The organism is Parerythrobacter lacustris (genome assembly GCF_024626475.1).
GTDB classification, from domain to species: domain Bacteria; phylum Pseudomonadota; class Alphaproteobacteria; order Sphingomonadales; family Sphingomonadaceae; genus Parerythrobacter_A; species Parerythrobacter_A lacustris.
The window spans coordinates 518,421-543,178 of sequence record NZ_JANKHH010000004.1 but is presented as its reverse complement, the minus strand read 5'-3'; the positions used below and the strand labels follow the sequence as shown (position 1 = coordinate 543,178).

Here is a 24,758-nt window from a genome sequence, read left to right as displayed (position 1 = left end):
CCCGATACGAAAGCATGTAAGGAACGGGATGCTGTCGCCCGTCGAGTTCGAACGGCAGCAAAACATGAGCACCGAAGGCGTCTAGAAAACTCGGGGCTATTCACTGCGTGAACCCAAAAGGTCCAAGGTCAATATGCAAACCAAAGCCGGCGATCCGGGCGCCTTCGCCCACTTCGACCTTTCCCGCGTCGATAGCCCCGCTTTCGTGGTCGATGCGGCGAAGTTGCGCGCCAACCTGCAGGTGCTCGCCGATGTGCGCGATGCGGCGGGGATCAAGGTGCTCGCCGCATTGAAGGCGTTCTCGATGCATTCGGTTGCGCCGATCATCGGCGAGTATCTCGACGGGGTGTGCACCAGCGGGCTGTGGGAAGCGCGCCTCGCGTCCGAGTTCTACGACGGCGAGATCAGCACCTATTGCGCGGCCTACAAGCCGGAGGATCTGGAGGAGGTTATCCGCCTGTCGGACCATGTCATCTTCAATTCGCCGCAGCAGATCGAACGCGCCGCGCTCATCCTCGAAGCGGCGCGCGCGGCGGGGCAGGATTTCGAGGTCGGCCTCAGGATCAATCCGCAGGTGCCGACCGGCGAGGTGCCGCGCTACGACCCGTCCAGCCCCGGCAGCCGGCTCGGCTTCCCGCTCGACCAGCTCACCGAGGAACACATGGCGCTGGTCGACGGGATCCACTTCCACAATCTGTGCGAACAGGACTTCGAGCCCCTGCGCCAGACCTGGGATCGGGTGTTCGACGCGATCGAGCCCTCTTTTGGCCAACTCAAATGGATCAACATGGGCGGCGGGCACCACATCACCCGCGCCGATTACCAGCGCGAGGAACTGGTCGAATTCCTGCGCGATGCGAAGGAAGACAGCGAGGTCGAAATCTATCTCGAACCGGGCGAAGCGGTGGCGCTCGACGCGGGCATCCTCGTCGGGACCGTGCTCGACAGCCACTGGAACGGGATGCCGGTGGCGATCACTGATGTTTCTGCCACTTGCCACATGCCCGATGTGATCGAGGCACCCTATCGGCCCGCCATGCTGGGCGAGCTGGCAGAAGAGGATCAAGCGCCGGTGCGCCTCGGTGGTCCGTCGTGCCTCGCGGGCGACGTGATCGGCGACTACCGCCTGCCGGTGCCCGCTGAGCCGGGCCAGCGGTTCGCCTTCCTCGACCAGGCGCATTATTCGATGGTCAAGACCAACACCTTCAACGGCGTGCCGCTGCCCTCGATCTGGCTGTGGGACAGCGCAACCGACGCGCTCGAACAGGTCAAGAGCTTCGGCTACGAGGACTTCCGCAATCGGCTGAGCTAGGGCGGACCGAGCCGGTCCTGCGGCGGCTTCCGGAACATCCTCGGCTGCGGACCCGTTCCATTATCGACGGGCCGCACAATCCCCGCGATTTTCATTTGCGATTCAGATCGCAGGCCCTATATGCGCCGCTCCCGCTGCCCCAAGGGGACTTCCTAACCGCAAGGCAGCTTGTCGTTTCATGGTTCGCAAGAACCGTTTAGGGGGTCCCTTGAGTTGCACATCTATCCCGACGCACGTTCTGTAGTCCGCGACCTCCAGCCGGACGAACCGGTCATCCTCAACCGTCCGCACGCCGCCGCGCGCGCGGCGCGTTTTTTCGTTGAGAAGTTTCCCGGCAAGTCGCTCTATGCGGTGAAGGCCAACCCTTCGCCCGAACTGCTGCGCATCCTGTGGGACAACGGCATTTCGCATTACGATGTCGCCTCGATCGCCGAGGTGCGGCTGGCGCGCGCCACGCTGCCGCAGGCGACGCTGTGCTTCATGCATCCGGTCAAGACCCCGCGCGCCATTCGCGAGGCCTACCACACCCACGGCGTGCGCACCTTCAGCCTCGACACGATCGATGAGCTGGAGAAGATCGTCGATGCCTGCCGCGACGATGCGGGCGAGCCTGCGCAGGATTTGCGGCTGCTCGTGCGCCTGCGCGTTTCGAGCGAGTATTCGGAGCTTTCGCTCGCCTCCAAGTTCGGGGTCGATCTCGCCGATGCGGCCGAGCTGCTGTCCGCCACCCGCCAGCATGGCGACTGGCTGGGCATCTGCTTCCACGTCGGCAGCCAGGCGATGAGCCCGTTCGCCTATGTCACCGCGCTCGACCGCGTGCGCGCCGCAATCGCCGAGGCGGGCGTGGTGATCGACATGATCGACGTCGGCGGCGGCTTTCCCAGCATCTATCCCGGCATGGAGCCCCCGCCGCTGGAGGATTATTTCGCGATCATCGCGCGCCATTTCGAAGCGCTGCCGATCGCCTACAACGCGGAGCTGTGGTGCGAACCCGGCCGCGCGCTGTGCGCCGAATATTCCAGCATGATCGTGCGGGTGGAAAAGCGCCGCGGCGAGGAACTCTACATCAACGACGGGGCTTACGGCGCGCTGTACGATGCGGCGCATGTCGACTGGCGCTTCCCGGTGCAGGCGCTGGAAGACGACTTGCGCGATCCCGACGCCGATTTCGCCTTCTACGGCCCGACCTGCGACGATGCCGACTTCATGCAGGGCCCGTTCCCGCTGCCGTCGGACATCCAGGCCGGCGACTATATCGAGATCGGCATGCTCGGCGCTTATGGCACCGCGATGAAGACCGGCTTCAACGGCTTCGGCGATGCCGAGCAGGTGCTGGTAGCGGACGACCCCATGCTGAGCCTCTACGACGGCAGCCGCGTGCGCGAGGTTACCGACAATGTGGTGAGTTTGCGGTAGGGATCTCCGCTGACGTTGCGTCTGAGCCCCCTTCGGCTGGCTGGCAAGCCAGCCGCTCAGGACAGGCTTCGACAAGCTCACGGCAAACGGGCATTTTTTTGGCTGACTGGCGCTTGAATGAGCTTAGGCCATGCGGATAGAGCTCGAATTCCCGCCAACCTCCGTTCGTCCTGAGCCAGTCGAAGGACACAGCACCACCCAGCGCGGCTTGGGCCTAGCCCAGCTCCGTTCGTCCTGAGCCTGTCGAAGGACAGGGCGCAACGCTAGCCTCACGCGCCTTGCCGGTTGCGTGCCAGCTCGGAAATGCGCGCCCAATCGCCCGCCATCAGCGCTTCTTTCTTCGCGCGGCTCCAGCCCTTGATCTGGCGTTCGGCAGCCAGCGCCTCGTCGCGCGTGGGAAAGGTTTCGCACCAGACCAGTTCGACCGGCTTGCGCTTTGCGGTGTAGCCGCCGAGCTCCCCCGTCGCATGCTGTGCCATGCGGTTGTCGATATCGTCGGTGTGGCCTGCGTAATACGACCCGTCGGCACAGCGTAGGAGGTAGGCGTAGAAATCCATCGCATGCGGCTACCGCAGAGCTTGGTCCTTCGACAAGCTCAGGACGAACGGGGGAGGGGCTTTGTAGGGGGACAGCGCGTGGTCCTCCGACAGGCTCACGACGAACGGGGGAGGGTAATGCGGCCAGGTTCCGTTCGTGCTGAGCCTGTCGAAGCACACAAGCGCAACCCTGACGCAAAAAACCGCTGTCCTACAGACCCCCGCATGGCATAGATGACTCGATTCGTTCGCACTGAAGGAGCAACGGATCATGACCCCTTTCGACAATTTTGCCGCATCGCCCAAGCAGCCGCTGCCGGATGCCGAAGTCAACGCCCGGCTCGCGCAATATGGCGTACAGCTCAGGACTTCGCCCGGGAAAGGCAAGTGGCCCGATGGCTGGTGGCCGGGCGATGATCCGGTCCAGATTGTGCTGGAGGAGTCGGATGGCATCGACCTCCCTCCCCACGGGGGAGGGATCGAGGGTGAGGGGTGCGCGGTTGGTGGCCTGGTGCCCGATTGCGAGCGTCGAGCACCCATCCCCAATCCCTTTCCTCATGGGAAGAGGCTTTTCGAAGTCCACCATCCGGCCACCGTGTTCGACGCCGCGGCGCGGGTGCGGTTTCTCGATGCGCTCGCCGCCAAGGGCAACGCGAGCGCCGCCGCAGCACGGGTCGGGTTCAGCCGCGAGACGGTCTATCGCGCGCGGCGGCGCTACCCCGATTTCGCGCGATTGTGGGATGCGGCACTGGTCCACGCCCGCGCCCGGTCGGAAGACGAGCTGGCGAGCTGCGCCTTCGACGGGATCTCCACGCCGGTGTTCGTGCGCGGCGAGCATGTCGCGACCTGGCGCCGGAAGGACCCGCGCTACCTGCTGGCGCATCTCGCGCGGCTCGACCGTCGGATCGCGGAGGACCCCGACGCGGTGGACCGCGCCGAGCGGTTCGACGAACTGCTCGCCGAAATGGCCGGACACGCCGCGCCGGAAGATTTTGCCGAAGCCGCCGAAAGCGTACGTGATCGCGATTGCCCTACGCCCGCCGATGTTCCGCCAAGCCGAGAGGAGTACCGCTGCCACGCGCGCTGCGAAGCGATGCTCGAACTGTCAGCGAGCGAGTTGAGCCCGGCGGATACGAACGCCTACGATGAATACGAAGACGAAGCCATGGCAGAGGCCGAAGCGCTTGCCGGCGAGCAATGGGACGCGTGGAAAGCTGCGGGAATGGACTTGCTCGACCGCGTCCTGGCGGGGGACCCGGCACCCGGAGATTTGCCCTTGGCCAGTGTCACATCTGTCAACACCCCAATCGATCCCGCCAGTTCGTGCGCAGCGGGAATGGGGAGGGAGACCGCGAGCGACGAAGACCCTCGTTGTGGAGGGGGCGAGTGGGGCATGACCCCTCCGTCAGTCCCCTGCGGCGAAAACGGGGAGGAACGGGAAGATTGCGAACCCTTGGACAGTGTCAACAGTGTCAACACCCCGGCGCGCCTTTCGAATGGGCGGGGCCTCGAACCAGACCGAAGTCTTGAGACATCCAACCCTTGTCACCCCCGCGCAGGCGGGGGTCCGGAGCTACCGGGAACTGAGGGCGGAATGCCCATGGATCCCCGCCTGTGCGGGGATGACAAGGAGGTGGAGAAGGAAGAAAGTCAGGAGAATCAAGCAGTTCCGCCCAAGGCCTAGTCGAACCCCACGAACCGCGCCGCCTCGGCAACCTCGCGGCGGGTGATCTTGACCGGGTTGGCGGGAAAGTCGGGGTCGGGCCAGCCCATGGCGACCGCTTTCATGATCACCTGGTCGTCCGGAATGCTGGCGTGTTCGCGCACCACCGGGCTCTGCATGATGCCCTGCGAATTGATCACGCAGCCCAGACCGCGTGACCATGCCGCATTGACCAGCGCGGTGGTGACCGCGCCGCAATCGAAGGCGGTATCGTCGCTGTCGGACAGTTCCTTGTCGTAGGTCACGATCACGCAGACGGGGGCGTCGAACTGGCGGAAGCCGCGCAGCACCCAGTCCTGCCGCTTTTCCTTGTCGTCGCGCCCGATGCCCATCGCCTCGAACAGCTGGATCGCGCAGCCGACCTGGCGGTCGCGGTGGACCCCGGCGAAAGCATGGCCGCGGCGGAATTCGCGGCTGTCGGGAACGCCGGCGAGGATGTTCTCGGTGTTGCCCTTGCGGATCCGGTCGAGCGGTTCGCCGGTGATGACGTGGAAATAATAGGGCTGGGTGTTCATCGAGGAGGGCGAGCGCATGGCGAGCGCGAGCACTTCCTCGATCAACGCGCGCGGCACCGGCTTGTCGAGATAGCCGCGGATGCTGCGGCGGCCGGTGACGACCTCGTCGAAGTTCATGGCGGTGCCGGTCATGCTGTCTCCCGAGTTTCGATTCGGGACTGGTTAGCAGGCCGGGGTTTCGTGTCGAGAGGCCTCAGCCGTTGTTGCCGCCGACCGCGACCTCCATGAAGCGCGGCGTCGACTTGTCGCGGTGCCCTTCGTTCGGCCCGGCGGTTCCGGGCTTGGCGGGGAGGCCGGCAGAAGCGATGGTGTATTTCGACACGCGGTGGCGGGTGCACAGTCCGCCCGCACCGTCGTTGACCAGCGGGGTCTCGAACTCGACCGCGAACTCGCTGCTTTTGGTCCGGCGGACGGTGCATACCGCGAGCTGGCCTTCGCCGAGGTCGAGCACCAGCTGGGTGCCGGGGGTCAGGCCGACGATCCCTTCGAGGCCCGCGCCATTGCGTGAAATGTCGCGCATTACGGCATTGTAATAGTAATCGCTGTGGATCGCGCCCACCCGGCGGAACACGGTGCGGCGGTCGGGGCGGTAGGTTTCGGGGCCGTCGGGGGTGATGGTGAACTCGCCCGATGCAATGTGCTGGTCGACCTGATCCTCGGGCAGGGGGCGCGAATAGATGTAACCCTGGACGAGCTTGGCGCCCTTGGCCTTGACCACTTCGAGCTGGTCGAACGCCTCGACCCCTTCGACCGTGGTTTCCATGCCCAGCGCGTTCGACAGGCCGACGATGGCAGCGATGATCTTGGCGCTGTTCTTGTCCTTCTGGGTGCAGCTGTCGACGAAGCTCTTGTCGACCTTGATCTTGTCGAACGGGGCGGCGCGCAGGTAACTGAGGGAGGAATAGCCGGTGCCGAAATCGTCGAGCGCGAGGCGGACGCCGAGGTCTTTGAGCGCCTTGAACATGCGCTCGGTCTCGTCGCTGTCGCCGACGAAGATGCTCTCGGTCAACTCGAGCTCGAGCCGGTCGGGTTCGATCCCGGTGTGTGCAAGGACGCTGGCGACCACCGCGGGGAAGCCCTGGTTGGCGAACTGCACGGCGGAAACATTGACGGCGACCCGCACGCTTTTGGGCCATTTCAGCGCCGCCTTGCAGGCTTCGCGCAGCGCCCATTCGCCGAGGTTGTTGATGAGGTCGCTGTCTTCCGCCACCGGGATGAACTGGCCGGGGCTGACGAAGCCGCGATCGGGGTGTTCCCACCGCATCAGCGCCTCGAGGCAGACGACATGCCCGGTCTTGATCGACACGACCGGCTGGTAGTGGAGGAACAGCTGCCCCTCTTCCAGCGCGATGCGCAGGTCGTCGAGCATCATCTGGCGGACTTCCTCCTCGTCCTTGAGGTCGGAGGAATAGAAGCGGAACTGGCCGCGCCCGCCGTTCTTGGAAGCATAGAGCGAGAGGTCGGCGCTGCGGATCAGCGCTTCGCTCGTGTCGCCGTCGAACGGGGCGATGGCGATGCCGACCGACGCCCCGATCATTGCGCGCTTGTCGTCTTCGAGAGCATAGGGCTGCGAGAGGATCTGGATGATCTTGTCCGCCAGTTCGCCGAGCGCGCCGCGGTCGTCCATGTCGGCCAGCATGACCTGGAACTCGTCGCCCCCGAGCCTTGCAACGAGCCCGCGCTTGCCGACGATATTGGTCAGCCGCTCGGCCACCTGCTTGAGCAGCTCGTCACCCGCCTGGTGGCCGAGCGTGTCGTTGACCCGTTTGAATTTGTCGAGATCGAGCATCATCAGCGCGCAGCTGCGGCCCGAGGCCTTGTAGGCGGCGAGCGTGCCGTCGAGCACCCGGTTGATATTGTGCCGGTTGGCGAGCCCGGTGAGCGAATCGAACTCTGCCAGCCGCGAGTCGACGATCTTGCGTTCGTACTCGCTGGTCACATCGCTCGCGCTGCCGCGATAGCCGTCGAATTCGCCGTTGGCATCGTGGACCGGGTGGCCGGTGATGTTCCACCACACCTGCCGCTCGTCCTGCTGCACGCGGTCCAACGTGAAGCGCACTACCTGGTCGCGGATCTTCTTGTGGCTCCGGACCTGGAACTTGAGGGGGCGGGCGTTGTGCTGGTCGGGGTTGTCCTGATCGACCTCGAACACCTCCTCGATCTGATGACCGAGCAATTCTTCCATCGTAAGTCCCAGGGCTTCCACCGCTCTAGGCGAGAGGTAGCTCAACCGTCCGTCTCGGTCGGTCGCCCAGATCCAGCCGATGCCCGCCTGCTCGAACTGGTCGAGCACCCGCGCCCGGAAATTCGAGCCGGTGACCCCCGCGCTCGCAGCAGCGGGTACCTCGGCTTGAGGCGTGCTGCGGGATCGGAGGAAGCTGGCCATCGACATAGGCGAAAGCCTACGCCCTGCATGGTTACTTTTTCGCTAAGCTTGTCCGGCGGCGGATCAGGCGAAATAGGGCCTGTCGCCTGCCACCGTGACGCGCTCCATCACCCGCACCGCCGGGAAGTAATCGCTTGCGGCAAGGTGTTGGCACAGGCGGTTGTCCCAGAACGCGACCGAACCTTCCCGCCAGCGGAAGCGGCACTGGATTTCGGGATCGGCGGCGGTGGCGAACAGGTGGTCGAGCAGCCAGCGGCTTTCCTTGTCGGACAGGCCCTCGATATGCGTGGTGAAGCCGGTGTTGACGTAGATCGTCCGCCTGCCGCTTTCGGGATGCGTACGGACCACCGGATGGCGCATCGGCGGATATTGCTCGTGCAGTTCCTCGACACTCTTGCGCAGGCGCTTGGCAAAGACGCGGGCGATATCGTGAACCGCGGTCAGACCCTCGCAGAATTCGCGCATCTTCGGGCTGAGCCGCTCGTAAGCGAGGTGCATATTGGCAAACAGGGTGTCGCCGCCGAATTCGGGCACCTCGCGCGCCAGCAGGATCGAACCGAGCGAAGGGCACTCGCGCCAGGTCACGTCCGAATGCCAGTTGTTCTCCCGCCCCCTGCTGTCCGGCCCGTGGGCGATCCGCAGCACCACGCGGTTAGGTTGGTCCATCGGGGTCGCGGGATGAATTTCGAGCTCGCCGAAATGGCGGGCGAAGGCGATATGCTGTTCCTGCGTCAGCCGCTGGTCGCGGAAGAACACCACCCCGTGTTCGAGCAGCGCCGCTCGGATGGCCGGGATGCTTTCGCCGATGTCGGCTGCCGCAAGATCGATATCGAGGATCTCGGCTCCGATCGCTGGTGTGAGCGGACGGATTTCGAGACTGCCCGTATCCGGATGCCTGGTTTGGACCAACGTTGCCATATGCTTCTCTCCCTCGCGGAGAAACTATCAAGCATCGCTGGTGGCGACCAGAGCCTAGTTGCGCGCGCGCGGCAGACAGGAACCGACACCGGGGGACGCGAACATGCGGCAATCGAAATAGATTGCTTCGCGGTTGCTATTCCGCGCGGCGAGGAAGCTGAACCGCAAGGCACCGCGTGCGGCGGGCGACAGCGGCAGACGCTCGGGGACAGCGCCCGGATCGTCCCACCCATAGACCTGACAATAGGCCTTGCCGGGGCAGAGACGGCGGGCGCGGTCGACCAGCGCTTGCGGGGGGTCGGCGGGCGAGACGACCTCGAAATGGACGCTCGGCAGGGGGTCGTCGGCTGGCGCTTCCTCGGGTTCGGGCGCGCCGCGATCCGCCTCGCCACCGGGGCGGCGCCGGCCGGTGGGGGTGATGGTCCGCAGGGGTGCACCGCGTTCGGTGACCAGCGGGATACCCTCGAGCAGCTCCTGCGGCCGCTCGACCTCCTGCGCGCGCTCGCTCAGCGCAAAGGGATCGGGCTCGCCGCCGGTGTAGCGCTGCCGCCAAACCCCGGTCGATCCGATATTGCCGCGCCAGCGCAGGAATACATGCGGCCCGACCACGGCAATCTTGTCGAGCTTGGGGCTCCACCACGGATAGACGTAATCGGCGTGATAATGGGTCGCGTTGCCAACCGGGGCATGGACATAGCCGCCCAGCGCCTCGTCCGCGCGGCGGTTGGCCGCGTTCCACAGCGCGCTCGAATAGCCGCGGCCGAGCGAGCCGTCGCAGGTGAAGGTGAACTGGCAACCCGTCGGGCGCTCAGAGCCCTGGAACACCACGCCGCACACGGTCGAGGCGAAGGCCGGGTGGCGGGAGCGGTTGAGGATCACCTGCATCACCGCGCGCTGGTCCGCATCGCCCGCGCCCGCCTCGGCCATTGCGGCGAGCGCGAGGCACCTGCGCGCCCGGTCGCGATCGGTTGCGGAACCGCCGAAGCGGAAGGGCGGGGCTACGCCCGGTCCTCCGGCAGTCAGCGGGACGGCGGCATTGCGCGCGCGTGCATCGGTCGGGTCGAGGGTCGAGACGATGGTGTTATCGGCATCGGCCCCGGCAGGGAGAGCTGCGATGTCTGCGGGAGCAACCTCGGCCCTGCGGTCCGCAGCCACCTGCCCTCCGCCGAAGTGCGCGAGCGCGGTGAAGGCCAGCACCAGCACCAGCCCGACGCCGAACAGCGGAGCGTTGTCGCGGAAGAGAGAGGAATCACCGGCCATCGCAGCTATCTAGGCAAGCCGCAGGCGAAATACAGCCCGTCAGGCATCGACCCATTTGCGCGCCGAATCGCGCCGGTGCGGACATCCCGGCCAGCAACAGGGGCGGCGCTTTCCGGCGAGGACTTCCTCATGGAGCCTTTCGCGGCGCTTGGCCCGAGTAGCTTCCTGCTTCGCCGACACGGTCCAGCAAATCCATTCGTTGCGCGCAAGATCGGTGAGGTCATGCCACTTTTCAGCCAATCCCGGATCGGCTTCGAGCATCGCCCCAAGCTCGTCCGGAAGCGGGTGGCGAAAATCGGGGTCGGCCGATGCGGCCACGGGTCAGGCGGCCTGCCGGGTTTCCAGCTCGAGCCGGTCCCAGATCTCGACCAGCGCGGCGGTGACTTCATCCATCATCGCTTCGGTGTGGGCGGGACCGGGGGTGAAGCGCAGGCGCTCGGTCCCGCGCGGCACGGTCGGGAAGTTGATCGGCTGCACATAGGCACCATACTCGGCCAGCAGGATATCGCTGATTTTCTTGGCGCGCACCGGATCGCCCACCATCAGCGGGACGATATGGGTGACGCTGTCCATCACCGGCAGGCCCGCATCGCGGAACTTCTGCTTGAGCAGAGCGGCATTGGCCTGCTGTGCCTCGCGTTCCTCGGACGACCACTTGAGATGCTTCACCGCCGCCAACACCCCGGCCACCAGCGCAGGGCTGAGCGAGGTGGTGAAGATGAAACCGGGCGCATAGGAACGGATGCAGTCGACGATCTTCTGGTCGGCCGCAATATAGCCGCCCATCACCCCGAACGCCTTGCCCAGCGTGCCTTCGATGATGTCGATCCGGTGCGCCGCTTCGTCGCGCTCCGAAATGCCGCCGCCGCGCGCGCCATACATGCCGACAGCGTGAACCTCGTCGATATAGGTCAGCGCGTTGTACTTTTCCGCGAGATCGCAGATCGCGTGGATCGGGGCGACGTCGCCATCCATCGAATAGACGCTCTCGAACGCGATCAGCTTGGGCAGGGCGGGGTTTTCGGCTGCCAGCAGTTCCTCGAGATGGTCGAGGTCGTTGTGGCGGAAGACGCGCTTCTCGCATCCGGAATTGCGGATGCCCGCAATCATGCTGGCGTGGTTCAATTCGTCGGAGAAGATCACGCAGCCGGGCAGCAGCTTCGAAATGGTCGACAGCGTCGCATCGTTCGAAACGTATCCGCTGGTGAACAGCAAGGCCGCTTCCTTGCCGTGCAGGTCGGCAAGTTCGGCTTCGAGCTCGACGTGGTAATGCGTGTTGCCACCGATGTTGCGGGTCCCGCCCGAACCCGCGCCAACATCGTGCAGCGCCTCTTCCATCGCGGCAATCACCTTGGGATGCTGGCCCATCGCGAGGTAATCGTTCGAGCACCACACGGTGATCGGCTTCGGGCCGTTGTGTCCGTGGAAACAGCGCGCATTGGGGAACGCACCCTTGTTGCGCAGGATATCGATAAACACGCGGTAGCGGCCCTCCGAATGGAGCCGGTCGATCGCCTGGTCGAACACCTGATCGTAATTCATGCGCTTTCTGCCCCTTGGCACCGCCCGTCGCGGCCTCGGAATGCCGGTGGATTTAAGGGCGAACTTCGCAGAATTCTACCGCGATCTTTGCGAGCGACTCGCAACTTCTCAGAAGCGTACGATCCGCGTCAGGCCATAGCCTGCCAGCGCGGGGGTGAGGGAAACAAAATCGTCGAGCGGACCGGTGGTCACGGCCATGTCTTCGCGGTCCCGATCGAAAACCTGCCCGTCGAGAAGGTGAGCGACCCGGCGTGCAATTCCCGCCGCGCCGTCGACCAGGGTGACACCGTCTCCCAATTCCGCCGCCAGCTCGGCTCGCAGCAGGGGGAAGTGGGTGCAGGCAAGAACGACGGTGTCGATCTCCGCGCCCCGAGGCATCGCCCGCAGTGCGGCCACTGCATTGCGGACGGGGGCGAGATCGACCGGCTTGCCTCGCAGCTTGGCTTCGGCGGGTTCGACCAATTCGGGTGCGCCGTGCCGCAGCAGGGTCTTGCCTTGGGCGAACTCCGCCTCGAGCCGGTCGACATAGGGTTGGCGAATCGTCGCCTTGGTGCCGAGCAGGCCGATCACTCCGGTCTCCGTCATGGCGGCCGCAGGCTTGATCGCCGGCACGGTGCCGACCACCGGGATTTCAAGTACCTCGCGCACCATGCCCAGCGCGATGGTGCTCGCGGTGTTGCAGGCGATACAGGCGAGGCGCGGACGATAGCGCTCGCTCATCCGCCCGAGCAATCCGGCGACCCGCGCAGCGACCTCGGCTTCGGACTTCTCGCCATAGGGCAGGCCGGCCTGGTCGGCGGCGAAGATCACCGGAGCATCGGGCAGCAGATTGCGCAGTTCGGCGAGCACGGTCAGCCCGCCGACGCCGGTGTCGAAGATCAGGATGGGAGAATTCGCTTCCACAACGGTCCTTTATCGCCCGGCTTGCGCTTGTCGAGAATTTTGGATGCGGTAGAAGGACGCGCTCGGCTTCGGCAAGCCGGGGACGGCGCAAGGTTGCCGCCGGACAAGGGGAGCGAGAGTGCCAGCACAGATCACGATCGAAGTCCTGTGGGCGGCTCTGCTCGGCTTCGGGCTGGGCTCGATCCCTTTCGGACTGATCCTCACCCGCGCTGCCGGGCTGGGCGACGTGCGCCAGATCGGTTCGGGCAGCATCGGCGCGACCAATGTCTTGCGCACCGGGAACAAGGGTCTCGCTGCCGCGACAGTCCTGCTCGATGCCGCCAAAGGCGCGGTGCCGGTGCTCGCCTGCGCGCAGTGGTTACCTGGGACCGAGGGCGTGGCAGCGGTCGCGGCAGTGGCCGGGCACTGCTTCACCCCTTGGCTGATGTTCAAAGGCGGCAAGGGTTTCGCGACCGCAGCGGGCGTGCTGCTCGCGCTCGCCTGGCCTGCCATGCTGGTGTGCGCTGCAATCTGGGCCGCGACGCTGGCACTGAGCCGGATATCCTCGGTTTCGTCGATGGTGACGGTAGTCGCTGCGCCGGTGGTGGCTTGGGCGCTCGGCTACCCCGCCGTGGTCGCGCCGCTGGTGGCGATCGCGGCCATCGTGCTGGTCCAGCACCGCGCCAACATCGGGCGGCTGATGCGCGGCGAGGAACCGAAGGTCGGCAGCAAGGGGTGAGCGCGACCGGCCTGACGCAGGACGAGGCCTTCGCCCGCATCCGCCTGCTTCGCTCGCCCTACGTCGGGCCGGTAACCTATCTCCATCTGCTCCAGCGCTTCGGCACTGCGATCGCCGCGCTGGAAGGCCTGCCGGAACTCGGCGCGAGGGGCGGGCGGAGCTACCGCCCCATTGCCAGCGAGAAAGTCGAGCAGGAAGTTGTCGCCACCCGTAAGGCCGGGGCGAAATACCTGTTCCACGATTCGCCGGACTATCCCGATCTGCTGAGCGAGCTGGAGAGCGCCCCGCCGATCCTGACCTGGCGCGGCGACCTGTTGCTCGCGGCGAAGCCCTGCGTCGCGATCGTCGGCGCACGCAACGCTTCGGCTGCGGCGGTCAGGCTGGCGCGCGAATTCGGTGCCGGGCTGGCGGCGGAGGGTTTCGCGGTCGTCTCCGGCCTCGCCCGCGGGATCGACGGGGCGGCGCATGAAGGCGCGATGCCGAGCACCATCGGGGTCATCGCGAGCGGCATCGACATCGCATATCCGCCGCAGCACGAGGCCTTGCAGGAGCGGATCGCGAGCGAAGGGCTTTTGCTCGCCGAGCAACCGCCCGGCACAGAGCCGCGCGGCAGCCACTTCCCGAGCCGCAACCGGATCATCGCCGGTCTCGCGGCGGGAACGATCGTGGTCGAAGCCGCGCCCAAGTCGGGCTCGCTCATCACCGCCAGGCTGGCGGGCGAGGCGGGGAGGGAGGTGATGGCGATCCCGGGCTCCCCGCTCGATGCACGCTCGCAGGGCTGCAACCAGCTGATCCGCGAAGGCGCGGTGCTGGTGCAGTCGGTCGAGGATGTGGTCGAACTGCTGTGCAGCTTCGACGGCACGCCCAGATCCAGCTTCCGCGAAGGCGGTGCATTCGACTACGCCCCCGACGACGATCTCGCCCACGCCGAACCTGCGGATATCGCCAGCCTGCTCACCACCGCTCCGGTCGCGGTCGACGAGTTGATCCGCCAGTCGGGGACGAGCGCGGCATCGGTGCAGGTGGCGCTGCTGGAGCTGGAGCTTGCCGGGCGGCTACTTCGGCACGCCGGAGGCCGCGTATCGCTGGTGGCTTGACACCGCCAAATCCCCGACCCCACCTTCGCGCGTACGTACACGTATACGCGTAAGGGACTGTTTCTACCTCCATGCAACTCGTCATTGTTGAATCGCCGGCCAAGGCGAAGACTATCGAAGGCTATCTCGGCAAGGACTTCAAGGTTCTCGCTTCCTACGGCCATGTCCGCGACCTGCCGCCCAAGGATGGCAGTGTGCGGCCGGACGAGGATTTCGCGATGGACTGGGAACTCTATCGCGACAAGCAGAGCCGCTTCAAGGAAATCGCCGACGCAGCCAAGAAGGCCGACCGGCTGGTGCTCGCGACCGACCCCGACCGCGAGGGCGAGGCGATTTCGTGGCACGTCCAGGAACTGCTGGCGAAGCGCAAGGCGCTGCCCGCCAAGGTCGACCGCGTCACCTTCAACGCGATTACCAAGGCTGCCGTTACCGAAGCGATGGCGCGGCCGCGCCAGCTCGACCAGCCGCTGATCGATGCCTATCTCGCCCGCCGCGCGCTCGACTACCTGTTCGGCTTCACGCTCAGCCCGGTGCTGTGGCGCAAGCTGCCCGGTGCGAAGAGCGCGGGCCGCGTGCAATCGGTCGCACTGCGGCTGATCTGCGAGCGCGAGCACGAGATCGAGATTTTCCGGGCGGACGAATACTGGTCGGTCGTGGCGAAGCTGGAGCAGGACGGCACCGAGTTCGACGCGCGACTGGTGAAGTTCGAAGGCAAGAAGCTCGACAAGCTGACGCTCGGCAACGAGGGCAGCGCGCTCGCCGCCAAGGTCGCGGTCGAGGCCGCGCGCTTCACCATCGAGGAGGTCGAGACCAAGCCGCTCAAGCGCAATCCCTCGCCGCCGTTCACCACCTCGACCCTGCAGCAGGAGGCGGCGCGCAAGCTCGGCTATTCGGCCAGCCACACGATGCGGCTGGCGCAATCGCTCTACGAGGCGGGCGCGATCACCTACATGCGGACCGACGGGGTGCAGATGGACGGCAGCGCGATCTCCGCCTGCCGCAAGGCGATCGCTGAGCGCTACGACGGGCATTACCTGCCCGAAAAGCCGCGCCATTATGCGACCAAAGCGAAGAACGCGCAGGAAGCGCACGAGGCGATCCGCCCGACCAACTTCATGCGCGATCGGGCGGGATCGGGCGACGAGGCCAAGCTCTATGAATTGATCTTCAAGCGGGCGATGGCGAGCCAGATGGCTGCCGCCAGCCTCGAGCGCACCACTGTCACCCTGCGCGACGGAACCGGCCAGCACGAGCTGCGCGCGACCGGGCAGGTGGTGAAGTTCCCCGGCTTCCTCGCGGTGTATCAGGAAGGGTTCGACGACAAGTCGGACGAGGATGACAGTGGCTTGCTGCCCGTCATGCACAAGGGCGATTGTCCGGCGAAGAAGGCCGTCGCGGCGAACCAGCATTTCACCCAGCCGCCGCCGCGCTATTCGGAGGCGAGCCTCGTCAAGCGGCTCGAGGAGCTCGGCATCGGGCGCCCTTCGACCTATGCCTCGACGATCCAGACCCTGCGCGACCGCAACTATGTGCGGATGGAGAAAAACCGTTTCTTCGCAGAGGAATCGGGCCGGTTGCTGACGGCGTTTCTCGAACGCTTCTTCACCCAGTACGTCGCCTACGACTTCACCGCCGATATGGAGGACGAGCTCGACACCGTGTCCGACGGGCGGGAGGACTGGAAGGTGCTGCTCGCCAAGTTCTGGAAGGACTTCAAGCCCAAGACCGACGAGGTGATGGAGCGGCTTCCGTCGGAAGTGACCGAACAGCTCGACGAATATCTCTCCGACTTCCTGTTCCCCCCGCGCGAGGACGGCAAGGACCCGCGTTTCTGCCCGCTGTGCGAGCAGGAAGGGCGCAGCGGCGGGCGGCTCGCGCTGCGCGGCGGCAAGTATGGCGCCTTCGTCGCCTGCGCCAACTATCCCGATTGCAAATACACCCGCCGCTTTGCCCAGCCGGGCGCCGATGGCGAGGCTTCGGCAGAAGACGGAGTGATGGGTCAGCATCCCGAAACGGGCCAGGATATCTCGCGCAAGACCGGGCGCTTCGGGCCCTATGTCGAGATGGGCGAAGGCAAGGAAGCCAAGCGCGCGAGCATCCCCAAGGATCTCGACGATTTTGATCTCGACTGGGCGGTCAAACTGCTCGACCTGCCGCGCATCGTCGGGGCGCATCCGGAAACGGGCCAGGAGATCGAGGCCGCGATCGGGCGCTATGGCCCCTACCTGCGCCACGACGGCAAATACGGCAAGCTGTCGAGCACGCGCGAGGTGTTCGAAGTCGGCATGAATGCTGCGGTGACGATCCTCGCCGAGGCCGCCAACCGCAAGGGCGGGACACGCGGCAAGGCCGAGCCGATCAAGGTGCTCGGCGCGCACCCGACCAGCGGCGGTGAGATGAAGGTGATGCCTGGCCGCTATGGCCCCTACGTCACCGATGGCACCACCAATGCGACCCTACCCAAGGACGTGAAGCCCGAGGAAGTGACAGAAGCGCAGGCTGCTGAGCTGATCGATGCCCGCGCGGCCAAGGGACCGGCGAAGAAGAAGGGGCGCAAGAAGGCGGCACCGAAGAAGGCCGCGGCCAAGAAGGCGGCACCCAAAAAGCCTGTCGCCAAAAAGGCTAAGGGCTGAACAATGGGCAAGGATGTGTTCGAGCGCCACAAGCAACCGTGGAAGTCCGACGAGGCAGGCACTTTGCGGACCTTGGCCGGCAAGGGGAAGGGCCTGAAGGAGATCGCCCGAGCCATCAACCGCAGCGAGGAATCGGTGAAGGATTTCGCCAAGAAGAACGGCATCGAAATCCTCAAGAAGCGCTAGGAGGCGGCGGCCGAACTTCGCGCCCTCGCGGCTTCCGGCATCCGTTCGAGCAGGGTGTCGGCGAAGGCTTTGGCGTCTTCGGGTGAAGCGAATGCGGTGTCGGGAATGCACAGCGTCAGCGCATCTGCCGCCGCGATCAAGTATCCATGCTCATGCACCAGCTGGTGGATGCTCGCGTATACGGCCTCGCCAGTGAAGCGCGCCGTGCGATAGGACAGGCCGCTCTCGGTCAGCGCCCACTGTGCCTCGATCTGGTCCGGTACGCCGCGCTCGGCCAGGCCTTGCCGCCACGCCTTGCCGACGACGACGCCGAGCCTGCGGTTGGCAAATGCCAGCCCTAAAGCACCGCCGACCAGTGGTATGGCCAACGCCGCTGTGGCAGCCAGGAGGGGATGGTCGAGGAAATTCTCTGCCGGCATGGCGCTGCCGATCAGCCCGACCAGCATCAGGGCGAGCAGCATTCCCGCCACCGCGCCCGTCAGCGGATAGGCCCATCCGTGGAAACCTGAGCCAGCGATCCTGTGCTGGATAACGCTGGCGGCCCAGCCCGCCTGCTCTTGGGTCAACCAGCCACTGGCCATCGGTACAGCGGCAGCGGGACTGGGCAGAAATTGATTGGCCGCAGCCTGTTGCGACGCGGTGACAGAGTTGACCGCTGGCGCGTCGCCGGATTCGGCAAACTCGACTGCGTCCCGGCTGCGTGCACGCGCCTCTGGCGTCATGCGCGCGGTGATCGCCGCCAGCAGCGGGCGTTGGGTGTCGACGCTGGGGAAGTCGGCGTAGGGGATCAGGAAGTGCAGCTGATCCGCACTTAGCACCCAGCCTGCATCGCCGCGTTCGAGGGTATCGATGGCAGGCCACCGGGGGGCGAGGAGCATGCGCTCGGTTGTGAGCACGAGCGCCTCCTCGGTGACCTCGTAGACGCCCTCTCGCTCGAGCGGCGCCCCGACCGCCGCGAGCGAACGCCGGTAGGCATGCTCTCTCCGCCGCTGTTCGATGGCCAGTGCGAGGTAAACGGCGAACAGACCGAGAGCGGCGGGTATCGCAACCGGCAGATAACGGCCGAGCGCGAACATTGCGTCGAACGACAATTGCTGGGCGAACCAGAAGGCGACAAGGTGCCCAAGCCAGATCGCGGCGAAAAGCAGAGCGAAGAGAAGCAACCCGAACCAGACGTTCGATCCGCCAGCCCGCGAGTTCGACGCGATTGCGGCGGCCATGACCTCGGTGTGGCGCAGCACCACTTTCAGAGGAGGGGGGAGCGCGGCACTTTCATATTCGGTCATAATGCGGCGTGTAGCGATCACCCGGTAAAGAAAGCCGAAATCCCTAGCGCACCCAGTCGAGCCCGATTTCCTCGAACACCTCTTTGCTCTCGGCCCAGTTTTCTTCCACCTTCACGTGGAGGAACAGGTGGACCTTCTGGCCGAGCACTTCGCTCAATTCCAGCCTGGCCGCTTCGCCGATCGCCTTGATCCGGCTGCCGCCCTTGCCGAGCACGATGGCGCGCTGGTTGTCGCGGGTGACGACGATCTGTTGGTGGATCTCGACGCTGCCGTCCTTGCGCTGGACGTATCTCTCGGGCCGCACCGCGCTGTCGTAGGGCAGTTCCTCGTGCAACTGCTGGTAAAGCTGTTCGCGGGTGATCTCGGTCGCGAGCAGGCGCTCGCTCGCGTCGGAGACCTGGTCCTCGGGATAGTGCCACGGCCCTGCGGGCATCATCGCGGCGAGCGCATCCTTGAGTTCGGGGACGCCATCGCCGGTCAGCGCGGAGACGAAGTAGACTTCGGCGAACTCGACCTTCGCGGTCAGATCCTGCGCCAGCGCGAGCAGCGGCTCTTTCTTGGCCCGGTCGACCTTGTTGAGGACCAGAATCTTGCGCTCGGGCCGCCCGGCGAGGCTTTCGACCAGCGGTTCGAGCTCGTGCCGCCGCTGCTTGATCGGATCGACCATCAGCAACACCGCATCCGCTGCCTCGGCGCCTTCCCACGCCGCGCTGACCATCGCGCGGTCGAGCCGCCGCTTGGGTGCAAAGATGCCAGGGGTGTCGACCAGAATCATCTGGGTTTCACCACGCAAGGCGATGCCGAGCATCCGCGCCCGGGTGGTCTGGGCCTTGGCGCTGGTGATCGCGACCTTCTGCCCGACCAATGCATTGACCAGAGTCGATTTGCCCGCATTGGGCGCGCCGAGCACCGCGACAAGTCCGCAGCGGGTGGAGGTTTCGGTCATAAAAATCGGTCCTTCGAGATGCTCAGCCCTTCGACACGCTCAGGACCTCGCTCCTCAGGATGAGTGGGACGGGAAATCGTGCGCGCCCAGCAAGCGAGCTGCTCATCCTGAGGGGCTGGAAGCCGCAGACCGAGAGCGTCTCGAATGGTCATCCGAACCGCTCCATGAACTGCTGCGCTGCCGCAGTCTCCGCTTCCTGCTTGTTGCTTGCGGTCGCCTCTGCATCGCCCACGCCATGGACCGAAACCCGCACGGTGAAGCGCGCCTTGTGGTCCGGGCCCGATCTGCCGAGCAGTTCGTACTTCGGCGGGCGGCGCTGGTTGCCTGCGGCCCATTCCTGTAGCGCGCTTTTGGGATGCTTTGCGTGGCCAACAGTCCCGCCCAGCGCACCGGCCCAGAGGTTGAGGACGATCGTCCGGGTGGCGTCGAAGCCGCTTTCAATGAAGCTGGCCCCGAGCAGCGATTCCATCACGTCGCCGAGCACGTTTTCACTTTCCGCCGCTCCGTCGTCGCGCGCCTGCTTGCCGAGGCGGATATGGTCGCTGGTGCCGATATCGCGCGCCACGGCGGCGCAGGCACCCTTGCTCACAAGCGCGTTGAGGCGCTGCGCCAGCTTGCCTTCGGCACCATCGTTGTGGCGGAACAGCCACTCTGCAATCGACAGGCCGAGAACCCGGTCGCCGAGGAATTCGAGCCGCTGGTAGTCGCGCGCCGCACCGGTGCTGCCGTGGGTCAGGGCCTCCAGCCAGACCCCCTCGTCATTCACCGTGAAGCCTTGCGCCCCGAGCCAGGCTTTGCTGTCCGGCCCGAGCGCGCTCATAGGCCGTTGCCCACACGCTCGCTCCGCAGCGCGGTGAACCAGGTCCACGGCAGCAGCCACTCGGCACTGCCATCGGTCGACCACATGATTACCTCTGCACGGCCGACCAGCAAATCCTGGTCGACGATGCCGACCCCGCCACCGGCCACGGCGGCAAAGCGGCTGTCCTGCGAATTGTCGCGGTTGTCGCCCATCACGAAGATCTTGCCTTCGGGCACGGCGACGGGGCCGAAACCGTCCTGCGGTGAAGGGCCGAAATCGAGCACGTTGTAGCTCTTGCCGCCGGGCAGCGTTTCCTTGAAGCGGACATAGCGGCAGGCCTGTCCGTCGGGCGTTTCGACGGTCTCCGCCATGACGTTGCAGCTGGTGTTGGGCGAGAGCGGAATCAGGAAATCGTCGATCCGCTCCTTGGGCACCGGCTGGCCGTTGAGCACCAGCTGCCCGTCCTGCATCCCGATCATGTCGCCGGGCACGCCGATCACGCGCTTGATGTAATCGGTCCCGTCGATCGGGTGCTTGAAGATCACGATATCGCCGCGTTCGGGCTGGCCGGCCAAGACACGCCCCGGAATCAGCGGCACGCTGAAGGGCAGCGAGTGCTTGGTGAAGCCATAGGGCCATTTCGATGCGATCAGGTAGTCGCCGTTTTCGAGTTGCGGCAGCATGCTCTCGCTCGGGATATTGAACGGCGAGAAGAAGAAGCTGCGGAAGATGATCACGATCGCCGCCAGCTTGAGCAGGAAGACGAAGAAACTGTCTTCCTTCTTTTCCGGCTTGGCGGGTGCGGGCTCGGTCTGATCGACCTGCTTCGTGGGGTCGGCGGTCGTATCGGTCATCGGTGGCCTGTATCCGGAGTGGCGGCGCGGAATTCGTATCCGCGCGAACGGTGGGGCTTTGCAATCATCGCGCCGTTCCCTACTCGCCGGAAGCCCCAAGGGAAAAGGACTTTTTGCGATGAGCTCGACCGCTGCGATATGGGAGCGACTGGAAAACCACCCAAGACCGACGCTGGCGGAATTGTTCGAGGATGCGAGCAGGCTTTATCTGCTCAGCACCCGACTCGAATGGGGCGAGGGAGAGGCTTCGGGCGGAATACGCTTCGATTGGTCGAAAACCCATCTCGATGGCGAATTGCTTGGCATGTTCGAACAGCTTGCCGAAGCGAGCGCGTTTTCCGCCAAACGGGACGCATTGCTCTCCGGTGCGAAGATCAACGTCACCGAAGGTCGCGCTGCCGAGCATACCGCGCAGCGCGGCGTCGGAGCCGAGACCTCTGTCGAGGAAGCCGCCGCGCTTCATCTGCGGATGAAACTGCTGGTCGAAGCGATCCACGACGGCGCGCTGGGCAAGGTCGAACACCTGATACACATCGGCATCGGCGGCAGCGCGCTCGGCCCGGCGATGGCTGTCGATGCGCTGACCCGCGACCTCGAGCTGGTCGATGTGCACGTTGTTTCGAACATCGACGGACTGGCGCTGGAGCAGGCCTTTGCCGCCTGCAACCCGGCGACCACGATGGTTGCGGTTGCCTCCAAGACCTTCACCACCATCGAGACGATGACCAATGCGGAAAGCGCGCTCGAATGGCTACGCCGCAACGGTGTGGCCGATCCTGCGGGCCGGGTCGTCGCGCTCACCGCCAACCCGGAGGCCGCGGTTGAGTGGGGTGTCGACGAGACGCGGGTGCTGCCGTTCCCCGAAAGCGTCGGCGGGCGCTATTCGCTGTGGTCGAGCATCGGCTTTCCGGTCGCGATCGCCGCCGGGTGGGATGAGTTCGAAGCTATGCTCGCCGGCGGGCAGGCGATGGACGAGCATTTTCGCGACGCCTACGGCCGCGCCAACCTGCCGCTGCGGGCGGCTTTCGCTGACCAGTATTACGCCCGTATTCGCGGCTGCCAGACCCGCGCCTGCTTCGCCTATGACGAGCGGCTGGCGCTGCTGCCCGACTATCTCCAGCAGCTCGAGATGGAATCGAACGGAAAGCGCGTCACCGCATCGGGCGAACCGGTCGATGGCCCGACAGCGCCGGTCACCTGGGGCGGGGTGGGGACCGACGCCCAGCACGCGGTGTTCCAGCTGCTCCACCAGGGCACCCATCTGATCCCGGTCGATTTCATCGCCAGCATCGCCCCGGGCGACGAGCTCGACCCGGCGCATCACCGCATCCTGCTGACCAACTGCTTTGCGCAAGGCGCGGCGCTGATGGCGGGCGGGAATATGAGCGCCGACGGACAAGACCCTGCGCGCGCCTTTCCCGGCGACCGCCCGAGCGCAACCATGCTGTGCGACGACCTCGACGCCGCGACCCTGGGCGCGCTGATCGCCTTTCACGAACACCGAACCTTCGCCAATGCCGTGCTGATGGGGATCAACCCGTTCGACCAGTTCGGCGTCGAGCTGGGCAAGAAAATGGCCAAGGACATTGAAGCCGGCGGGGCGGAGTTCGACGCGAGCACGCAGGCGTTGCTGGCGGCGGCGGGTCTCGCGGCATGACCTTCCAACTCGCCTTCGCCATCGCATGGGCCGTTATCCTCGGGCTGGGCGGGGGACTGCTGACCAAGATCGGCGTTTGGTATAGCGAGCTGAAGAAGCCCAGCTGGCAGCCGCCCGACTGGCTGTTCGGGCCGGCGTGGACGATCATCCTCGGGCTGGGGGCGTGGGCCTTTGTGCTGAGCTGGAACGGCGCGGCGGACGAAGGCGCGCGGCAGGTTCTTATCGGGCTCTACCTCGTCAACGCCGTGTTCCATTTCCTCTGGTCACCGCTGTTCTTCACGCTCAGGCGGCCCGACTGGGCGCTGGTCGAGGTGCCGTTCCTGTGGGCGTCGGTGCTGGCGCTGTGCGTGATGCTGCGCGACTATTCGGTTCTGGCGAGCTGGCTCATCGTGCCCTACCTCGTGTGGGTCAGCTTTGCGGCGATTCTGAATTGGAAGATCGTCCGGCTCAACCGCCCGTTTAGCGGACAGACCGGTTAATCTGTCGATCGCGATGTAACGAAAATGTAGCATCCGGAATTGTCGCCCGGGCAAAACTGGCCCATGGCGGCGGGCGATGGACAATTCGAAGAACACCCCCCCGTCTCCGATCGACCGCATCCAGGACAACCTCCTTGCCCGCTCCGAGCGGCGGCTGCTCAATGCGATTTGTGCGCGCTTTCCGCCTTGGGTCACGCCCGACCTCCTGACCTATGTCGGGATAGTCGGAGCGCTGATGGTTTTCGCCGGCTACCTCGCCAGCAATCTGGCGGAGGACTGGCTGTGGTTGTCGATAGCGGGATATGTCGTCCAGTGGTTCGGCGACAGCACCGACGGCAGCCTTGCCCGCTATCGCAAGATCGAACGCCCGCGTTACGGCTATTTCCTCGATCACAGCTGTGACGGGCTGGCGACGACGCTGGTCGTCGCCGGGATCGGGCTCAGCCCCTATGTGACACTTGAATGGGCGCTGGTGGCGCTGGCCGGATACCTCCTGCTTTCGATCCACGCCTTCCTTTCGGTCCGCGTGCTCGGCGAGCTCAAGCTGTCCTACCTCAATGCCGGGCCTACCGAATTGCGCTTCATGCTGATCGGGTTGACGCTGGCCATGATGGCCTTCGGCCCCGGACCCGGTTGGTTCGGCGCAATGTCCGGCTTCGACATCTTCACCGGCGTTGTCGGGTCAATCCTGATCGTGCTTTTCATGCTGCAAACGGCCGTCACCGCGCGCAGGCTGTCGAAGATGGAGCCTGCCCGCAACCATGAGTGGCGCGGAAACTCAAAAGTCTAGATCGCTCCGATCTTCTCCAGCTTGGCCCGCATCGACGGCTTGTCGAACGGCTTGACGATCCATTCGGTCGCACCGGCGTCGATGCCCTTGTGGATGTCGATCGCGTCGGTGTTGGTGGTGCAGAACATGACTTTGCCCAGCGCGTCGCCATATTGTGCGCGCAGGGCGCGCAGGGTCTCGATCCCGCTCATATTGGGCATGTTCCAGTCGAGCGTGATGAGGTCGGGCATACCGCCGGCCTTGATCCGCGCGAGGGCCTCTGCGCCGTCTTCGGCCTCGGTCACTGCGAAGCCGAATTCCTCGAGGATGCTGCGCGAGGCGCGGCGGACCATCCGGCTGTCGTCGACCACCAGCGCGCGGCGGCGCGTCGGTGCAGCCGAAGCCGTCCGGGCATCCTGCGGCTGCTCGTTGATCGTTCCCACCGTGCGTGCGCCCGACGGGGCAATCGGCAGCGGGGCCAGACGCTTGATCAGGTTCTGAATGGCACGACCTCCCGCTGATAATCCGCCTCGTCGTTTGCAGCTGGCACCGCTGCGCCTTCGACCGGCGTGAGGCGAACATGGAGATAGGGCACCCAGACGTCGCCGTATTCGGCCTTCTGGTACCATACGTCGAGCACATCGTAGGAAGCCCAGAAGCCGTCGGGTTCCCTCAGCCGGATGCCTTCGCCGATCCGCGGAACTGCGGCGAAGCGAATCCGCTCCTGCGTCTGGCGTTCCTCGTTCTGAATCTCGACTTCGATCACGTTCCGCGTCCCCGGGCATCGGCCCCACTGTCCTCGCTTGCAACCCTAGCGGTC

General features: G+C 65.5%; 24 protein-coding genes. 10 read left to right on the top strand and 14 right to left on the bottom strand.

Annotation, left to right across the window (positions count from 1 at the left end; translation table 11 throughout):
• Positions 1 to 133 precede the first annotated feature (133 nt).
• Together NSO95_RS09185 and NSO95_RS09180 are read left to right on the top strand one after the other, a co-directional pair.
• The gene (locus NSO95_RS09185; RefSeq protein WP_257595903.1) at positions 134 to 1,312 is read left to right on the top strand and encodes a carboxynorspermidine decarboxylase; all 1,179 of its coding nucleotides are present in this window, start codon (positions 134 to 136) and stop codon (positions 1,310 to 1,312) included.
• Positions 1,313 to 1,525: 213 nt separating this feature from the next.
• On the top strand, positions 1,526 to 2,728 hold the full coding sequence (locus tag NSO95_RS09180; RefSeq protein ID WP_257595902.1) for a type III PLP-dependent enzyme: 1,203 nt from the start codon (positions 1,526 to 1,528) through the stop codon (positions 2,726 to 2,728).
• A 269-nt stretch (positions 2,729 to 2,997) separates the two neighbouring features.
• Here NSO95_RS09180 and NSO95_RS09175 read toward each other — a convergent pair whose 3' ends face one another.
• Entirely contained in the window at positions 2,998 to 3,285 is a 288-nt protein-coding gene (locus NSO95_RS09175) for a GIY-YIG nuclease family protein (RefSeq protein ID WP_257595901.1), read from the bottom strand.
• A 250-nt stretch (positions 3,286 to 3,535) separates the two neighbouring features.
• On the opposite strand from NSO95_RS09175, the gene NSO95_RS09170 reads away from it, so the two are divergent.
• On the top strand, positions 3,536 to 4,948 hold the full coding sequence (locus NSO95_RS09170; protein WP_257595900.1) for a hypothetical protein: 1,413 nt from the start codon (positions 3,536 to 3,538) through the stop codon (positions 4,946 to 4,948).
• Here NSO95_RS09170 and NSO95_RS09165 read toward each other — a convergent pair.
• From NSO95_RS09165 to murI, 7 genes are all read right to left on the bottom strand, one after another.
• Positions 4,945 to 5,619: a nitroreductase gene (locus tag NSO95_RS09165; protein WP_436278029.1), complete on the bottom strand. Its 675-nt coding sequence runs from the start codon at positions 5,617 to 5,619 to the stop codon at positions 4,945 to 4,947. The genes NSO95_RS09170 and NSO95_RS09165 overlap by 4 nt on opposite strands.
• A 76-nt stretch (positions 5,620 to 5,695) precedes the next feature.
• Positions 5,696 to 7,888 carry a putative bifunctional diguanylate cyclase/phosphodiesterase gene (locus tag NSO95_RS09160; RefSeq protein ID WP_257595898.1) on the bottom strand — a complete coding sequence of 731 codons (2,193 nt, stop codon included), beginning with the start codon at positions 7,886 to 7,888 and terminating at the stop codon, positions 5,696 to 5,698.
• Positions 7,889 to 7,951: 63 nt separating this feature from the next.
• Positions 7,952 to 8,806 (bottom strand): TauD/TfdA dioxygenase family protein, encoded by an 855-nt coding sequence (locus NSO95_RS09155; RefSeq protein WP_257595897.1) that lies wholly within the window; start codon positions 8,804 to 8,806, stop codon positions 7,952 to 7,954.
• Positions 8,807 to 8,860: 54 nt separating this feature from the next.
• Positions 8,861 to 10,066, bottom strand: a complete 1,206-nt coding sequence (locus NSO95_RS09150) for a cell wall hydrolase (protein ID WP_257595896.1) — start codon at positions 10,064 to 10,066, stop codon at positions 8,861 to 8,863.
• A gap of 39 nt (positions 10,067 to 10,105) precedes the next feature.
• Positions 10,106 to 10,384: a YdeI/OmpD-associated family protein gene (locus NSO95_RS09145; protein ID WP_257595894.1), complete on the bottom strand. Its 279-nt coding sequence runs from the start codon at positions 10,382 to 10,384 to the stop codon at positions 10,106 to 10,108.
• Between the two features lie 3 nt (positions 10,385 to 10,387).
• Entirely contained in the window at positions 10,388 to 11,608 is a 1,221-nt protein-coding gene (gene hemA, locus NSO95_RS09140) for a 5-aminolevulinate synthase (protein ID WP_257595893.1), read from the bottom strand.
• A gap of 108 nt (positions 11,609 to 11,716) precedes the next feature.
• Complete coding sequence (murI, locus tag NSO95_RS09135; protein ID WP_257595892.1) at positions 11,717 to 12,511, bottom strand: glutamate racemase; 795 nt, start codon at positions 12,509 to 12,511, stop codon at positions 11,717 to 11,719.
• Between the two features lie 118 nt (positions 12,512 to 12,629).
• On the opposite strand from murI, the gene plsY reads away from it, so the two are divergent.
• The 4 genes from plsY (at position 12,630) to NSO95_RS09115 (ending at position 17,145) form a co-directional block, all read left to right on the top strand.
• A complete protein-coding gene (gene plsY, locus NSO95_RS09130) occupies positions 12,630 to 13,229 on the top strand; it encodes a glycerol-3-phosphate 1-O-acyltransferase PlsY (RefSeq protein ID WP_257595891.1) in 600 nt (199 codons plus the stop codon).
• Positions 13,226 to 14,326, top strand: coding sequence for a DNA-processing protein DprA (gene dprA / locus NSO95_RS09125; RefSeq protein WP_257595890.1), 1,101 nt, complete (start codon positions 13,226 to 13,228; stop codon positions 14,324 to 14,326). Before plsY ends, dprA begins: the two co-directional genes overlap by 4 nt.
• A gap of 71 nt (positions 14,327 to 14,397) precedes the next feature.
• The gene (gene topA, locus NSO95_RS09120; protein WP_257595889.1) at positions 14,398 to 16,959 is read left to right on the top strand and encodes a type I DNA topoisomerase; all 2,562 of its coding nucleotides are present in this window, start codon (positions 14,398 to 14,400) and stop codon (positions 16,957 to 16,959) included.
• A 3-nt stretch (positions 16,960 to 16,962) separates the two neighbouring features.
• The gene (locus NSO95_RS09115; protein ID WP_257595888.1) at positions 16,963 to 17,145 is read left to right on the top strand and encodes a hypothetical protein; all 183 of its coding nucleotides are present in this window, start codon (positions 16,963 to 16,965) and stop codon (positions 17,143 to 17,145) included.
• Here NSO95_RS09115 and NSO95_RS09110 read toward each other — a convergent pair.
• The 4 genes from NSO95_RS09110 to lepB form a co-directional block, all read right to left on the bottom strand.
• Complete coding sequence (locus NSO95_RS09110; protein ID WP_257595887.1) at positions 17,142 to 18,431, bottom strand: hypothetical protein; 1,290 nt, start codon at positions 18,429 to 18,431, stop codon at positions 17,142 to 17,144. The two genes, NSO95_RS09115 and NSO95_RS09110, sit on opposite strands and share 4 nt — an antisense overlap.
• Positions 18,432 to 18,474: 43 nt before the next feature.
• Positions 18,475 to 19,377, bottom strand: coding sequence for a GTPase Era (gene era, locus NSO95_RS09105; RefSeq protein ID WP_257595886.1), 903 nt, complete (start codon positions 19,375 to 19,377; stop codon positions 18,475 to 18,477).
• Positions 19,378 to 19,525: 148 nt separating this feature from the next.
• The gene (gene rnc / locus NSO95_RS09100) at positions 19,526 to 20,197 is read right to left on the bottom strand and encodes a ribonuclease III (protein WP_257595885.1); all 672 of its coding nucleotides are present in this window, start codon (positions 20,195 to 20,197) and stop codon (positions 19,526 to 19,528) included.
• Positions 20,194 to 21,033 (bottom strand): signal peptidase I, encoded by an 840-nt coding sequence (gene lepB / locus NSO95_RS09095; RefSeq protein ID WP_257595884.1) that lies wholly within the window; start codon positions 21,031 to 21,033, stop codon positions 20,194 to 20,196. Before lepB ends, rnc begins: the two co-directional genes overlap by 4 nt.
• Positions 21,034 to 21,151: 118 nt before the next feature.
• Between lepB and pgi the strand changes: the two genes are divergently transcribed.
• The 3 genes from pgi (at position 21,152) to NSO95_RS09080 (ending at position 23,959) form a co-directional block, all read left to right on the top strand.
• On the top strand, positions 21,152 to 22,690 hold the full coding sequence (gene pgi, locus NSO95_RS09090; RefSeq protein WP_257595883.1) for a glucose-6-phosphate isomerase: 1,539 nt from the start codon (positions 21,152 to 21,154) through the stop codon (positions 22,688 to 22,690).
• The gene (locus tag NSO95_RS09085) at positions 22,687 to 23,169 is read left to right on the top strand and encodes a TspO/MBR family protein (RefSeq protein ID WP_257595882.1); all 483 of its coding nucleotides are present in this window, start codon (positions 22,687 to 22,689) and stop codon (positions 23,167 to 23,169) included. Before pgi ends, NSO95_RS09085 begins: the two co-directional genes overlap by 4 nt.
• Positions 23,170 to 23,245: 76 nt before the next feature.
• Positions 23,246 to 23,959 carry a CDP-alcohol phosphatidyltransferase family protein gene (locus NSO95_RS09080; protein WP_257595881.1) on the top strand — a complete coding sequence of 238 codons (714 nt, stop codon included), beginning with the start codon at positions 23,246 to 23,248 and terminating at the stop codon, positions 23,957 to 23,959.
• On the opposite strand, the gene NSO95_RS09075 is transcribed toward NSO95_RS09080, so the two are convergent.
• Together NSO95_RS09075 and NSO95_RS09070 are read right to left on the bottom strand one after the other, a co-directional pair.
• Positions 23,956 to 24,381: a response regulator gene (locus NSO95_RS09075; RefSeq protein ID WP_366519003.1), complete on the bottom strand. Its 426-nt coding sequence runs from the start codon at positions 24,379 to 24,381 to the stop codon at positions 23,956 to 23,958. The two genes, NSO95_RS09080 and NSO95_RS09075, sit on opposite strands and share 4 nt — an antisense overlap.
• A gap of 47 nt (positions 24,382 to 24,428) precedes the next feature.
• Positions 24,429 to 24,704, bottom strand: coding sequence for a hypothetical protein (locus NSO95_RS09070; protein ID WP_257595880.1), 276 nt, complete (start codon positions 24,702 to 24,704; stop codon positions 24,429 to 24,431).
• Positions 24,705 to 24,758: the final 54 nt, after the last annotated feature.